Source organism: Rhodanobacter sp. MP1X3, assembly GCF_014207165.1.
Classification (GTDB): Bacteria; Pseudomonadota; Gammaproteobacteria; order Xanthomonadales; family Rhodanobacteraceae; genus Rhodanobacter.
The window spans coordinates 1,404,565-1,419,067 of sequence record NZ_JACHCO010000001.1 but is presented as its reverse complement, the minus strand read 5'-3'; the positions used below and the strand labels follow the sequence as shown (position 1 = coordinate 1,419,067).

General features: G+C 61.4%; 13 protein-coding genes and 1 tRNA gene. 4 read left to right on the top strand and 10 right to left on the bottom strand.

Translation table 11 applies throughout. The annotated features are described in order from the left end of the window. Nucleotides 1-71 precede the first annotated feature (71 nt). From pth to HDE79_RS05850, 7 genes are all read right to left on the bottom strand, one after another. Nucleotides 72-668 (bottom strand): aminoacyl-tRNA hydrolase, encoded by a 597-nt coding sequence (gene pth, locus HDE79_RS05880; protein WP_184601146.1) that lies wholly within the window; start codon nt 666-668, stop codon nt 72-74. 55 nt (nt 669-723) lie between these two features. Continuing rightward, nucleotides 724-1,407 carry a 50S ribosomal protein L25/general stress protein Ctc gene (locus tag HDE79_RS05875; RefSeq protein ID WP_184600923.1) on the bottom strand — a complete coding sequence of 228 codons (684 nt, stop codon included), beginning with the start codon at nt 1,405-1,407 and terminating at the stop codon, nt 724-726. 133 nt (nt 1,408-1,540) lie between these two features. Beyond that, nucleotides 1,541-2,482, bottom strand: a complete 942-nt coding sequence (locus tag HDE79_RS05870; RefSeq protein WP_184601145.1) for a ribose-phosphate diphosphokinase — start codon at nt 2,480-2,482, stop codon at nt 1,541-1,543. A gap of 49 nt (nt 2,483-2,531) precedes the next feature. Beyond that, nucleotides 2,532-2,608: transfer RNA gene (locus HDE79_RS05865), tRNA-Gln, on the bottom strand. 79 nt (nt 2,609-2,687) lie between these two features. Then, nucleotides 2,688-4,094: a 4-(cytidine 5'-diphospho)-2-C-methyl-D-erythritol kinase gene (gene ispE, locus HDE79_RS05860; RefSeq protein WP_184600922.1), complete on the bottom strand. Its 1,407-nt coding sequence runs from the start codon at nt 4,092-4,094 to the stop codon at nt 2,688-2,690. Nucleotides 4,095-4,162: 68 nt separating this feature from the next. Further along, complete coding sequence (gene lolB, locus HDE79_RS05855; protein WP_184601144.1) at nt 4,163-4,774, bottom strand: lipoprotein insertase outer membrane protein LolB; 612 nt, start codon at nt 4,772-4,774, stop codon at nt 4,163-4,165. 29 nt (nt 4,775-4,803) lie between these two features. Continuing rightward, nucleotides 4,804-6,456, bottom strand: a complete 1,653-nt coding sequence (locus HDE79_RS05850; RefSeq protein ID WP_184600921.1) for a tetratricopeptide repeat protein — start codon at nt 6,454-6,456, stop codon at nt 4,804-4,806. Nucleotides 6,457-6,696: 240 nt separating this feature from the next. Here HDE79_RS05850 and hemA point away from each other — a divergent pair, with 240 nt between their 5' ends. The 4 genes from hemA to ppk2 all read left to right on the top strand — a co-directional run bounded on the left by hemA (nt 6,697) and on the right by ppk2 (nt 12,192). Then, on the top strand, nt 6,697-8,022 hold the full coding sequence (gene hemA, locus HDE79_RS05845) for a glutamyl-tRNA reductase (RefSeq protein ID WP_184600920.1): 1,326 nt from the start codon (nt 6,697-6,699) through the stop codon (nt 8,020-8,022). A 132-nt stretch (nt 8,023-8,154) separates the two neighbouring features. Further along, nucleotides 8,155-9,234: a peptide chain release factor 1 gene (prfA, locus tag HDE79_RS05840; RefSeq protein WP_184600919.1), complete on the top strand. Its 1,080-nt coding sequence runs from the start codon at nt 8,155-8,157 to the stop codon at nt 9,232-9,234. Nucleotides 9,235-9,294: 60 nt separating this feature from the next. After that, the gene (locus tag HDE79_RS05835) at nt 9,295-11,400 is read left to right on the top strand and encodes a tetratricopeptide repeat protein (protein ID WP_184600918.1); all 2,106 of its coding nucleotides are present in this window, start codon (nt 9,295-9,297) and stop codon (nt 11,398-11,400) included. 15 nt (nt 11,401-11,415) lie between these two features. Further along, nucleotides 11,416-12,192: a polyphosphate kinase 2 gene (ppk2, locus tag HDE79_RS05830; protein ID WP_184600917.1), complete on the top strand. Its 777-nt coding sequence runs from the start codon at nt 11,416-11,418 to the stop codon at nt 12,190-12,192. 24 nt (nt 12,193-12,216) lie between these two features. Here ppk2 and HDE79_RS05825 read toward each other — a convergent pair whose 3' ends face one another. Genes HDE79_RS05825 through HDE79_RS05815 form a run of 3 tightly spaced genes read right to left on the bottom strand, consistent with a single transcriptional unit; the run spans nt 12,217 to nt 14,254 of the window. Further along, entirely contained in the window at nt 12,217-12,498 is a 282-nt protein-coding gene (locus HDE79_RS05825) for an acylphosphatase (RefSeq protein WP_184600916.1), read from the bottom strand. Then, nucleotides 12,498-12,980 carry a TlpA disulfide reductase family protein gene (locus HDE79_RS05820; protein ID WP_184600915.1) on the bottom strand — a complete coding sequence of 161 codons (483 nt, stop codon included), beginning with the start codon at nt 12,978-12,980 and terminating at the stop codon, nt 12,498-12,500. The genes HDE79_RS05825 and HDE79_RS05820 overlap by 1 nt, the downstream gene beginning before the upstream one ends. Next, a complete protein-coding gene (locus tag HDE79_RS05815; RefSeq protein ID WP_184600914.1) occupies nt 12,977-14,254 on the bottom strand; it encodes a YihY family inner membrane protein in 1,278 nt (425 codons plus the stop codon). Before HDE79_RS05815 ends, HDE79_RS05820 begins: the two co-directional genes overlap by 4 nt. Nucleotides 14,255-14,503: the final 249 nt, after the last annotated feature.

Below are 14,503 nucleotides of genomic sequence, written 5' to 3'. Positions count from 1 at the left end.
TACCGTGAAACGTGAGGCGCAAATCGATCCGGTGGCTCGGCTTGCGTATCGCGTCTGCTATTGAGTGAAGCCTATTTTTTCGACTCGACGTTTTCTGCACTGTGCAGCTGATGCATTGCCTTCTCGAACTCACCGCTGACCGCCAGCGGCAACACATCCAGCGCACGGCCAATGCCGACAAGCATCGCATCTTCATCCGCCGCCGATGGCCGGCCCAGCACCCAAGGTGTGACTTGATCCCGATGTCCGGGATGACCGATACCCACACGCAGGCGATGAAATTTGCCGTGTCCGAGATGCGCCATGATGTCGCGCAAACCATTCTGGCCGCCGTGACCACCGTCGAACTTGAGCCGCACGATGCCAGGAGGCAGATCCAGATCGTCATGCGCCACCAGACACTGCTCCGGCTCGATCTTGTAGTAGCGCAGCGCTGAGACGACCGCGATGCCGCTTTTATTCATGAATGTCGCCGGCTTCAACAACCAGACCGACTCGTTGCCAATGCTTACCTTGCAGGCTTCGCCATGCAGCTTGCCGTCGAAACCGAAACGCTGGCCTTGGGCATTCGCCAGGGCATCAACAAGCCAGAACCCGGCGTTGTGCCGGGTTCGGAGGTATTCGGCACAGGGATTGCCCAGCCCGACAATGAGTCGCAGACCCGCCATGACGGAAGGCAAGCAGTGCAGCCCCGCACCAGCGAAGGTGCGGGGCTGCAACGGCTTACTTCTTGTCGTCCTTCTTGGCGTCGCCAGCAGGCTTGGCGGCGGCCGGCTTGGCAGCAGCAGCGTCGCCTTCAGCGGCTTCCGGCGTTTCGTCCACTTCTTCCTGCACGAACATCACGGTGACCACGGCGATATCGTGATCTTCGCCCAGCGCCAACGCCGGAATCTCGACGTTCGCCGGCAGCGTCAGCTGCGACAGATGGATGATGTCGCCTTCCTTCAGCTTGCCCAGGTCGAGCTCGATGAACTCCGGCAGATCCTTCGGCAGGCAGGAGACTTCGACTTCCGTCAGGTTGTGCGAAATAACCACACCGGAGGTCTTGCCGGCGGGCGAGGATTCCTGATTGAGGAAGTGCAGCGGAACGTTGACGCGAATGACTTCGTTCTCGTTGATGCGCAGGAAATCCATATGCATCATCAGCTGCTTGAACGGGTGCTTCTGCCAGTCACGCACCAGCACCTTCTGCACCTTGCCATCGACGTTGAGGTCGAGCACCGAGGAGAAGAACCACTCATGCTTGGCGGCAAGCAGGATGGTGTTGTGTTCGATCTGGATGCTCTCCGGATCCTTGCCAGCGCCGTAAACGACGGCAGGCACAAAGCTCGCATGACGCAGGCGGCGGCTCGCACCTTTCCCCTCGTCCTTGCGGCTCTGCGCCTTGATTTCGTGTGTCTTAGCCATGTTGATATTGCCTTAGTTGGGTAATGACCGCTTCGCAGCGGCCGATTGACTTTCCCGCGACCAGAAAAGTCGATGGTGCGGTGACCGATGTCACCGCGTTTGAAGCCGGATAGTGTGAATCAACTCGTGTGAATCAATCCACGTACAGCGAACTCACCGACTCGCCAAAGGCGATTCGGCGAATGGTTTCTGCCAGCAGTTCGGCAACCGAGAGCTGGCGAATCTTGGCGCAGGCCTGCACTTGCGGGCTCAGCGGCAACGTATTGGTGACAATCAGCTGATCGAGCTGGGAGCCTTCGATATTGCTGACTGCCGCGCCCGAAAGCACCGGATGCACGCAGTAGGCAACCACCTTGCGGGCACCACGCTCCTTCAGCGCAGCGGCTGCCGCGCACAGCGTACCGGCGGTGTCGACGATGTCGTCGATCAGCACACAGGTCTTGCCGTTCACGTCACCGATGATGTTCATCACCGTCGCCACATTGGCCTTCGGCCGACGCTTGTCGATGATGGCCAGATCCGCATCATCCAGCCGCTTGGCCAGTGCGCGAGCGCGCACCACGCCGCCCACGTCCGGACTGACCACGATCACGTCGTCCATGCTGTGGTGGCGCCAGATATCCGCCAATAGCACCGGTGAGGCATACACATTGTCGACCGGAATATCGAAAAAACCCTGAATCTGGTCGGCGTGCAAATCCACCGTCAGTACCCGATCGATACCTGCGGCGCCAATCATCCGGGCGGCCAGCTTGGCGGTAATCGGCACGCGCGCCGAGCGGGGCCGACGATCCTGCCGCGCATAGCCGAAATACGGAATCACCGCCGTCACACTCATGGCTGAAGCGCGCTTCAGCGCATCGGCCAGCGCCAGCAACTCAAACAGATTTTCCGCGCTCGGTGCACCGGTGGGCTGGATCACGAACACTTCCTGCCGCCGAACGTTTTCCTCGATTTCGATCTGCACTTCGCCGTCGCTGAACGTGCTGACCAGCGCCTTGCCCAGCGGTACGCCCAGGCGATGGGCAACATCCTCCGACAGCGCGCGGTGCGCATTGCCGGTAAACAGCATCATCGGGGTGGACGTGTCCACAGTATTACCTCAGAACTCAAGCCATCAGGAATGGCTGGGGCGGCAGGATTCGAACCTGCGTATGCGGGAATCAAAATCCCGTGCCTTAACCAGCTTGGCGACGCCCCAGTATTAGGTGTGTTCGATTGTGCTTTTGTTCGTACTCGTTTGGCTTCGCCATGCCGCCAGCGATTGCCGAATTATTGTTTCACCCGGTACGCGCCCGATGGCGCGCCAGAGCTTGCTGCAATGGGGAAACATCGACACCTGACGCCACATGGGCCGTGAAGGCTGCCGGACATTGCCCGGCGATCGATACCGCCCGCTCGAATGATTTCACTTCCAGAAACACGCACCCACCGCTACCGGAGAGTCGCGCCTGACCAAAACTGCCCAGCCAGTCGAGCGCCGCGGCCACCCGCGGATGACGCGCGCGTACTACTGGTGCAAAGGCATTTTCCGTCGTTTCGCCAGAAGCAAAGGATGAAATTGTCGCCCGCGGTGCATTTCGTGTCAATTCAGATGCCTGGAAAAGTGCGACGGTTGGCACCGATTCGTGCGGATCCAGCACCACATACGTTCGTCGAGGCAATGGTAGAGGCGTGAGCCGCTCACCGATGCCTTCCGCCCAGGCCGAACGCCCGCGTACGAATACCGGTACGTCGGCACCCAGCTGGCGACCCAACTCAGCCAAGGTATCCTCATCCAGATCCAGCCCCCACAACCAGTTCAGCGCAACCAGCACGGTCGCCGCGTCGGAACTGCCACCACCCAGGCCACCACCCATCGGAATGCGTTTTTCCACGTCGATATCGACACCAACCTCAATGCCGGTGTGATTTTGCAAAAGCTGCGCCGCGCGTACCGCCAGATCGGTATCTTCAGGCACTCCGGGCACGTCATGCAGTCGACGAATGTCACCGTCGTCGCGCAGGCGCAGGCGAATCTCGTCGCCCCAGTCGAGAAGTCGAAATACCGTCTGCAACTCGTGATAGCCATCAGGCCGGCGCCCGGTAATGCGCAAAAACAGATTCAACTTGGCCGGTGCGGGCCAAGCCGTCCAGTCAACGTGCGCGGGCGCAGGCAGAAACCGGCTCATGAATACCCGCAACTGATCAGGAAAACCATTTTCCCGGTCGCGCTGGCGAGCAAACGCAAACACGGGATCATTCTTGTCGACCACTGCAAACCCATGTTTGGCATAGAACGGGGCATTCCACGGCACATCGACCAGCGTACCCAGATCGATCCGACGGTAGCCGGCAGCACGCGCCCACTCACAGGCATGCTCAAGCAGGGCCGCACCGATACCGCGTTGGCCGTAGTCAGGCAGCACGTCGATTTCAGCGATGCCGATCGCAGCGCCGCCCACATCCAGGTCCAACCAGACAAAGCCGATAGGCTCCGCCGACAGGTTCAGCGCCACCCACACCAAACCGCGACCGATCGCCTGCTGCAGCAGCTCCGGCGGAATCGACACCACCACATACGCTGACCACGCCGGATGGCCACGAAAGAGCTGCACTGCCTTACGCTCGATCGCACAGAGCGCGACAACCTGATCTGGCCGGGCGCGCTCAATGGAAAAGGACGTTGCGATTGAATGATCGGCCATGACAGATCGCACGCTTCAGCGCAGGGGCGCAGCAGGCAGGTCGACGCTGGGTGGCCGATCTTGCAACGTCACTGGAACTGCCACGACTCGATCGACAGCTTGACCTTGTACGGCGATTTCGAGGCGTACACCTTGGTTGGCAGCGCGGGCTGCCGGCTCGTATCCCATTCACGGTATTCGACCGCCCAACCGTCCTGCAGCAGCAGCGAGGGCAGCTTGTTGTCACCAAAGCGCACGTCGGCCGGGCCACTGTCCGCCCTCAAGCCAAGCACCCAGGCGCGCAGGTCGCGCAGCGGCACTTCCCAGCCCAGCGCCTTGCGCATCAGCGCATCGGCGTCGGGGCCACGAATCGGGCCGGACTTGAGACCTTCCAGCAGCGCACCATCTGGCCCGCCGCTCAAGCGAAAATCCGCACCACTGATCGCCGGCCCACGCAGCACAAATTCATATTGATCGCCGTTCTGCGTCCAGCTGAAGCTGCCACTACCGCCATCCTTGCCACTGGAAACGCCGAGCCGACCCTGCATCACCCAATGGTCGGCCTGCGCCAGCGACTGTTCACGCGACTGCTGCGCCGCAAGCTGTCCGGCGTCACCTTTCATGCGCACCGCTGGCGCGGGCGCGCAGGCCGCGAGCAAGAGCGGCAACGCGACAGTCAGGAATCGAAGACCCTTTTTCAATCGAAGACCCTTTTTCATCAGTACCGGTTTCATGCGTGCAGACGCTTCAGCGTGTCTTGCAAGCTTTTATTCGTTGGATCGAGCTTGCGCACGTCGTCGAAAACGCGCTGCGCCTCCTGCTGACGACCTTGTTTCCACAACACTTCGCCCAGATGCACGCCAACATCGGCATCCTTCTGCGCCTGCCAGGCACTGCTCAAGACCTGCGCGGCCTGGTCCAGATGACCAAGCCGGTATTGCAGCCAGCCCCACGAATCGGCGATGGCCGGATCATTCGGCTTGGCGGTGCGGGCGGTCTGGATCAGCCGCTCAGCCTCGGGCAGATCGCGATCGGCATCGGCCAGGGTAAAGCCGAGCGCATTGCTGGCATCGACATCGCCGGGCTTGAGCTTCAGCAGGCGATGAAAATCCTTGACGGCCAGATCGACGTTACCCGCTTCAGCGTAGGCAAGCCCGCGGCCATACAGCAGATCCGGATCATCCGGCACCACCTGCAGCGCCCGGCTAAAAGCCGTCACCGCCTGCGGGTATTTCTGGTCCCGCATGTAGAGTTCGGCGTCGACCTGATAGGCCTGACGCAGCTGCGCGGGTTGATCGAGGTAGTCGATCTGCATCTGTTCCAGCGCCTGATGCGCCTCGTTTTCCTTGCCCTGCGACTGCAAGATCACGGCGCTGCGCAAATCCGCCTCGAACGCGTGCGCGTCGTCATCGTCGACCTGGCCGTACCACGCCAGCGCCTCGTCGTTGAGATGCTGCGCCTCGGCCAGTTGCCCAAGCAGATAGGCGCTGTGTTCGCGCACACCAGGCGGTGCTTTCTGCAACTCCCGGTAAAGCGTCGCCAGACCGGTGCCGTTGCCGCTCTGGGCCGCCAGCGCAACACGCAGCGCATAGGTATCGGCATTCTGCGGACCGTGGTCGAGTACTTTGGACGCGCCCGCGTAGTCGCCGGCCTGACTCAGCATGCCGGCATAGGCCAGCCGAAGCTGGATGTTGTCAGGCGCCTTGGCAATGGCTTTCTGCAGCAGAGCGCGGGCACCGTCGTGATCGCCGTCCTTGAACTTCATCTGTGCCAGCCAGGCGTAGGTTTCGGCGCTCTTGAAACGCTGCATCGCGCCTTCGGCGATCTGCAGTGCGTAAGCGTGCCGGCCAAATTTGTCGCCCAGCTCGCTCATTGCCAACCAGGCATGTGCATCGGCCGGCAGTCGCTGCGGCGTGGCCAGTTCGACCAGCAGATTGGCCGCCTGCGCCTGATCGCGCGCGCCAAGCATCACGCGGCCGAACTGACGCCAGGCATCTTTGTCGCCGCTGCTGACCAGAATGTTCAGCTGGCGCCTTGCTTCGTCCCCATCGCCGCGATCCAGCGCCAACTCGGCACGCGCTTCGGCCATGCCCACCGGCGTGGCACCGAGCACTTGCCAGCGATCCAGCGCGCGTTGGGCCGCGGCATTGTCATGCACGGCAATCGCCAGCCGGGCAGCGCGTTCGGCCACTTCGGGGGCTTGGCTGAGCGCCGCCGCGTAGCTATAGGCGACCGAAGCCGAGTTGAGGTCATTGCGACTTAGCGCCATTTCGCCAGCCAACAGCTGGGCCAGCAAGTCGTGTTCGGCGTCCGGCGTAGCAACCACCAGGTGAGCCAGCGGCTGCGCGTCCACGGAAGCCTGCCGCGACGAACGCTGCGACATCTGGGCGCACCCGCACAAAACCAGCACCGACGCCGTCAGTACCGTAAAATGACGCAGTTGCTTGAACTTGGTCAACCTGCTCCGCACATCACTCTCCAAACATTTGCCTGTCGTTGGCCCGGTTCAGCCATAGCCCGTAAGCTATTGCCGACAACGGCACCGTACGCACACTGCAGCAAGCTTAGCCTACGCCGCTGAAGACGACGTGCTGATACCCACTGTCGAGATCTTGTCACCCTCATGCCGCTGATCGCCCTCGGACTCAACCATCTCACCGCGCCGGTCAGCCTGCGCGAGCAGGTGGCGTTCGATCCCGACGACGCCAACGAGGCGCTGCTCGAGCTGACGCGTGAACCCGGCGTGGAAGAAGCCATGATTCTTTCCACCTGCAACCGCACCGAGCTTTACGTCGGCGTGGCAGCAGGCGCAGAAAGCATTCCGCAAGCGTGGTTGAGTCGTCATCATCATCTGACTCCCGGCAAGCTGGACGAGTTCCTCTATCGGCACGATGAACAGGATGCCGTACGTCACATGTTCCGCGTCGCCACCGGACTGGACTCGATGGTACTCGGCGAACCGCAGATCCTCGGTCAGGTGAAGGATGCCTACCAGCAGGCCCGCGAAGCACAGTCATTGCGTGCACCACTGGATCGATTGCTGCAGCACACGTTCGCGGTCGCCAAGCGGGTGCGCACGGACACGCGCATCGGCGCGTTCACGGTGTCGGTTGCGTTTACCGCGGTACGGCTGGCCGAGCAGGTGTTTTCGGATCTGTCCGATGCCTGCGTGCTGCTGATCGGTGCCGGCGACACCATTGAACTGGCCGCCAAGCATCTGGCCGAGAAAAAGGCCCGTCGGCTGATCGTCGCCAACCGTACGCTGGAAGCCGCGCAAGAGCTGGCCGGCCGCTATGGTGGCTACGCGATCGCACTGGCCGATCTGCCGCAGCATCTGGCCGAGGTCGACATCGTGATCTCCTCCACCGCCGCACGGCAGCCGATACTGACCCGCGCCATGGTCGAGAAGGCGATGGCCACGCGCCGGCGCAAGCCGATGTTCATGGTGGATATCGCGGTACCACGCGATATCGAAGCCGGTGTCGGCGAACTGCCAGACGTCTATCTTTATGGCATCGATGACCTGCGACAGGTGATCGACGACAACCGCCGCTCGCGCGAAGCCGCCGCGCACGAAGCCGCCACGATCATTGACCTGCAGGTCGATCGCTACATGGCCTGGCGGCGCGCGCTGACCCTGAAGAATCCCGCACTCGACATGCGCCAGCACGCCGAGGTCTACCGCGATGAAGTGCTGGACAAGGCCCGCACCATGCTTGCGCGAGGCAAGTCGGCTGATGAAGCGTTGGCATTCCTTGCCAACACGCTGACCAACAAGCTGCTGCACCACCCCAGCGCACGCCTGCGCGAAGCGGCCCTGAGTGGCGATCTCGATCTGCTGCATGCGGCCGGCCGACTTTACGGGCTCGATGAGACACAGACGAGGAACAGCTCCCAAGCGCTGGATAAGTCCCTGGAAGGGGACGAGTCCCTAAAAAGGGATAAATAGCGAGGGCGGCTTGCTGCCGCTTGTCGAATGATTCTCCACGCAGTACTGGCGCTCACGCCCTTACTCGCCTCTCGTCTCTCGCCATTTGTCCCTTTTTTGGGATTTATTCCTCATCGGGATCCGTTCACGCTCATGACTCCATCGATCCGCCGCAAGCTCGAAGCACTGGCCGAGCGCCATGAGGAAATTGGACTGCTGCTCAGCCAGCCCGATGTGCTGGCCGACAACACGCGTTTCCGCATACTGTCGCAGGAATATGCCCAGCTCGAACCGGTCGCCACCTCACTGCGTGAGCACGACCAGGCCGAGCATGAACTGACCGAAACGCGCGGGATGCTCGATGATCCCGAACTGCGCGACATGGCCGCCGACGACATGCAACGGCTGGAGCAGCGGCTGCTCGATCTGGACAGCGAACTGCAGTTGCTGTTGCTGCCGAAAGATCCGCGCGACGAAGCCAACCTCTATCTCGAAGTACGCGCTGGTGCCGGCGGCGACGAGGCCGCGATCTTCGCCGGCGACCTGTTGCGCATGTATCTGCGCTACGCCGAGAGCCGACGCTGGCATGTGGAAATTCTCAACGAACACGCCGGCGAGCATGGCGGCTACAAGGAAGTCGTCGCCCGCGTCGAAGGCGCTGGCGCGTATTCAAAACTGAAATTCGAATCCGGTACGCACTGCGTCAAGCGCGTGCCGACGACGGAATCGCAGGGTCGCGTACATACCTCCACCGCCACCGTGGCCGTGCTGCCCGAGCTGGATGAGATCGACGACATCGTCATCAACCCGGCCGATCTGAAAACCGACACCTTCCGCGCTTCCGGTGCCGGTGGCCAGCACGTCAACAAGACCGACTCGGCCATCCGCATCACGCACATCCCCACGGGCACTGTCGTGGAATGCCAGGAAGAGCGCAGCCAGCACAAAAACCGCGCCCGCGCGATGAGCCTTTTGAAGGCGCGTCTGCTCGATGCCGAGCGCAACAAGCAGAGCGCCGCTCAGGCCGAGTCACGGCGATTGCAGGTGGGTACGGGTGACCGCAGCCAGCGTATTCGCACCTACCGCTACAAGGACAATCTGGTGACCGATCACCGGATCGGACTCAATCTTTATCGCCTCACCGAAATCATGCAGGGCGACCTGGCCGAACTGGTCGACACCCTGACCCGAGAGCACCAGGCCGACGAATTGAAATCGCTGAGCGGCGGCTGATACCAGACCCTCGTGAAACCCGTGCTTGGCGTCCCTACGACCATACGTTAGCGTGAGCAAATGACTGATCTCTTTCAATCCGAACTCGACGGCTACCTGGCGCGTCTGACCTCGCTACTCGAAGCTCGTGCGTTTACCGACGCCGTGCCGCTGGCCGAAGAAGCCTTGAAGCGCTTCTCGGACTCGGCCGAACTGCTGCGCATCTACGCCATCACGCTGCATCAGCTCGATCGACGCGACGAAGCATTGCGCCTCCTATACAAGGCCGAAAAGCTCACCCCCGACAGCCTTGAGGTGCAGTGCAATCTGGCCAGCCTGGAAGTTGCCGACGGTCGTGCCGATGAGGCGATCGAACGCATGCGCGCAGCGCTGCGCCTCATGCCAGGTCACCCGATCATCCTGCTGACGCTCGGCAACGCGCTGATGGCCGCCGCCAGGTATGCACAGGCACGCGATTCCTACGCCATGGCGACCTATGGTGCACCCAGTCACCCGGGTCTGCGCCTCAACGTCGCTGCCGCCGAACTGGCGATCGATCACCCCGAACAATCCGCCATTCATGCCCAGGAGGCGCTGCAGATCGCGCCGGGAATGGGACCCGCGTACGCCATGTTGGGGCATACCCATCGCGTACGCGGCCAGTCTGCCGAAGCACTGCAGGCCTACCTGTGCGCTGAAGAACTGGAACCGGCACAAAGCGAACATCCCTATCACGCCGGCATGATGCTGGATGACCTCGCGCGTTTCGATGAAGCCCAGATGGCCTATGCGCGTGCACTGGAACGCAATGCCGGTCACGGCGCCGCGCTCAGCCAGCGCGTATTTACCCTGCGCCGGCTCTGCCAGTGGAGAGAGCTTGAAACCCTAAGCGCGCAACTGCGTGTGGCCGTGGCGGAAGGCATGGCAGGCATCACGCCCTTCGGTTTTCTGGCAGAAGATGCTTCGGCCGGTGAGCAGCGCCACTGCGCTGAAACGTTCGCCGCGGCCATCGACACGCAGATGGCGCCGCTCCGTCGGCAGCTCGCCTTTGCGCACTCGATGCCGGCACCCAAAACGCCGATACGGGTTGGCTTCGTCTCCAACGGATTCGGCGAACACGCCACTGGGTTGCTGATCGTCGCCATGCTGGAAGCACTCGCGGGTAGCGAATTGGAGCTGCACCTTTATGCCACCGCGCCCAACGATGACGGTGCCATCCGCGCTCGGCTTGAAGCGGTCTGTCATGTGGATGACGTCAGCGGCCTCAGCGAGGCACCGCTAGCCCAGCGCATCCATGCCGATCGGATCGAACTGCTGATCGACTTGACTGTTTTCTCCAGCGGCTCCAACGCCAAGCTGTTTGCGTTGCGTCCGGCACCGATACAAGTTAATTGGCTGGGCTATCCCGGCACGTCCGGTGCGCCATGGATGGACTATATGCTGGCCGATGCCGTTGTACAGCCGGATAGTCTGCGCGCCACTGTCAGCGAAAAGGTGGTTCGCCTGCCGCGCTGTTTTCAACCCAACGACCCCAGTCGGAAAATTCCAAAGGCACCGTCGCGGGAGAAATGCGGCCTGCCGGCACGAGGCACAGTGTTCGCCTGCTTCAACGCCAGCTACAAAATCAACCCGCAGGCGTTCAATCGTTTTCTCGGCATTCTGGATCAGACACCCGACAGCGTGCTGTGGTTGTTGAGCGGCCCGGAAAATGCCGATCAGCGCCTGCGCGAGCACGCCGTGCAGGCTGGTATCGCCGCCGAACGGCTGATCTTCATGGCCAAGCTCCCGCATGCGGAATACCTCGCTCAATACGAACACGTCGACCTGTTTCTCGACACCCTCCCCTACAACGCGCACACCACTGCATCCGATGCGCTCTGGGCCGGCTGCCCAGTACTTACCTTTGCCGGCGAAACGTTTGCCGGTCGCGTGGCGACAAGCCTGCTTCAGCATGCCGGCCTTCCCGAACTGGTGACCGAGGACGAAGCCAGCTTCGTCGCGCTGGCGGTGAGCCTGGGCAGCAATCACGAAGCCTTGCAGCTGTTGCGGCATCATCTGGCGCATCAACGCAAGCACGGCAAGCTGTTCGACATGGTCGGCTATGCATCGGATTTCCGTCGCGCGTTACAGGCCATGGTGGCGCGTCGACGGATCGGTCGGCCGGCCGCCGATATCGATATTCAATAGACTTCCGGAATTCGCATGGGCAAGCACGCCAAACACCACTACCGAAAAGCCATGAAAGAACTGCAGCTGGAGTTGATCCGTCTACAGCATGGACTACGGCGCAGCGGCAAACGGCTGGTGGTGATCTTTGAAGGGCGCGACGCCGCCGGCAAGGGCGGCACGATCAAGGCCATCACCGAGAGTCTGGATACGCGAAGCTACCGCATCGCCGCGCTGTCCAAGCCAAGCGAGCACGAATCTACGCAATGGTATTTCCAGCGTTACATCGCCCATCTGCCGAGCGCCGGCGAATTCGTGCTGTTCGATCGCAGCTGGTACAACCGTGCCGTGGTGGAGCCAGCGATGGGTTTTTGCAGCAAGGATGAGTACAAGGATTTTCTCGACGCCGTGCCCACGTTCGAAAAGCTGCTGACCGACGATGGCATCATCCTGCTGAAGTACTGGCTGGCAGTGGACCAGGAGGAGCAGGAAGAGCGCTTCAGCCAGCGCGCCGAAAATCCGTTGAAACGATGGAAGCTGTCGCCGGTGGATATGGCGGCACGCCAGAAATATACCGAGATCGGCAAACTTCGCGACACCATGATCAAGCGCACCGATGCCAAACATGCACCATGGTTCGTGGTCGACTTCAACGACCAGAAACGCGGCCGCGTGAATCTGATCCGGCATCTGCTGCAACAACTGCAGTTCGACGATGAACCGATTGCCGAGGTAAAACTGTCCGCGCTCAAGAGCCAGCCCGCGCATGAACAGCTTACCGACAAGGCGGTGTGGGTACCCGATACGTTTTAATGGTGCATCGGCCGCAAGCAAGAGCTAGCAGATATGGAATCCCTGCCCGTGCCTTTCGACCACATCATCCTCGGGCACATTTTCGCGACTCACCGACTCGACCCTCGCTGCCGGCGGACCGCGATTCAACCATTGCTCCAACGCATCCATAGCGGCGACATCGCCGACAACCAGCACTTCGACGTCGCCACTCAGCAGATTTTTCGCATAGCCGGACAGGCCCAGACTTGAAGCCTGCTCGCGGGTGCTGGCCCGATAGAACACGCCTTGCACCCTTCCGCTGACGAGAAACTTCGCCGCCGGCATTACTTGCCGCCAATCGCCGCCTTCAGCAGCGCCGGAGTCACCGGGCCCACGAAGCGCTTGGCCACCTTTCCATCCGGACTGATCAGCCAGGTCGTCGGCAGGCCACGCGGCTCGTCGAAGTCTTTCACCGGTTTATCGAGCGTGACCTGCGCAATTGGATAGACCACCGGATGCTGGGCCACGAACGCCTTGATATCGGCCGGCTCGCTGTCGTCGAAAGCAAGTCCGATAGCGGCGACGTTCTTGTGGGCTGCGACAAAGTTGGAGATATCCGGCATCTCCTTGATGCACGGCACACACCAGGTTGCCCAGTAGTTGACGATGACCCACTTGCCGCGCTCGGCAGCAAGATCGAACGTCTTACCGTCCAGCGTGGCAACTTTCAGCGTCGGCCGCGCAGGCATGTCGGCATGTGCCGGAATGGCAGCGACCACTATCAAAGCAATCGCGGCAAATTTCAATTTACGCAGCAACAAAGTCATGCAGAGAGTTCCTTGGTATCGGCCGCGCGATTCGCGTCCGGGGGATAAACGGTGTTGAGTCGGGTAGCCAATGTAGTCGCCACTTCGTCAGCCAGCGCGGCCAGCAGGGCGAGTAGCGGCGATGGTAGTTCGATACCCAACTCCGCTGCCTCTTCTACCGGATTCAACGGCAAACGATAGCGGGAATGTTCGTATACACGCAGCAGGTCGGTGCTATCCAGGCTTCGGCACAGCAGCCAGCTACCCAGCTCGCTTTGCTTGATCAGGTCGGCCTGTTCCAGTTCGAAAAAATAGTCAGCGATCGTGCCGCGGTGCAAATACGGTTCACACAACCGTACCGTGGCCTGATCCACCGTGTCACCGCTGCGCTGTGCGCTGATGAAATGCCCCAGCACCACCAGCAGACCGAGAAACTCGGCGCCCGCGGGCAGACGCTCTTTCGGCGCATGGAAATCGAACGCCGAAACCGATGCCGCAATCGACGCGGACAGAATCACGATCACCCACGACAGATAAATCCACAGCAGGAAAATCGGAATCGCCGCCAGCGCACCGTAGATCTGCTGATACGTCTGCGCATGCCGCACGAACATGGTGAACCCCCAGCGCACGATCTCGAACAATATCGCGCCGAGCGTCGCACCAATCAGGGCATCGCGCCGGGATACCTTGCAGTTGGGCACCACCGCATACAGCAGCCACAGTGTGAGAAAGGTCACCAGGAAGGGCAGCACGCTGAGCAGGCTATGACCGATGCCGGTCATCTGGGTCGCCGCGCCTTGCAACAAGGGCAGCGCCGTCACGTAGGAGGTCACCGCGATGCCGCCAACGATCAGAATCGGCCCCAGCGTCAACGCCGCCCAGTACAGCAACAACCGCGAACCCCAGGCGCGCGCCCGGTGCACGCGCCAGATCTGGTTGAGGCGATCCTCGATGCTGATCATCATCGACAACGCGCTGAACAGCATTACCAGAATACTGATGCCGGTCAGCTTGCTGGCGTTGCTGGCAAAGCCTTGTATCGCGTTCTGCACCGTTTCACCGGCCGCCGGCACAAAGTTGTCGAACACAAAATCGACCAGCGTGGCGCGAGCACCCTCGAACACCGGAAACGCCGAAAACATCGCGAACACCGCCACCGTCAGCGGTACCAGCGACACCAGCGTGGTGTAGGACAGCGCACCCGCGGTCTCGAAACATTTGTCGTCGAGAAACCGTTGCCACAGAAAGCGGCTGAAATGTACAACGCGGTTGCGGTTGAAACGCAAGGCCATCGGCTCTCTCGAATTTAGCGGCGCTTGAAAGCAGCCATCGTCGTCGGTATCGGTAGGTACACTAGCGTATCGCCCGTGAAAGCCTCAACGCACCAGCCCATCACGTGCACCTAAGAGCCTGTTTGCGATCTCCACGTAGCCCGCGTTGTGCCGTGGCGGCCGTCCGGTGGTGGTGTGTGGCCAGCGCCTGACTGGCGTCAGGTCAAGCCGCGCGCTGCCGCCTGGCGGCCGCCACGACTCAACCCTCGG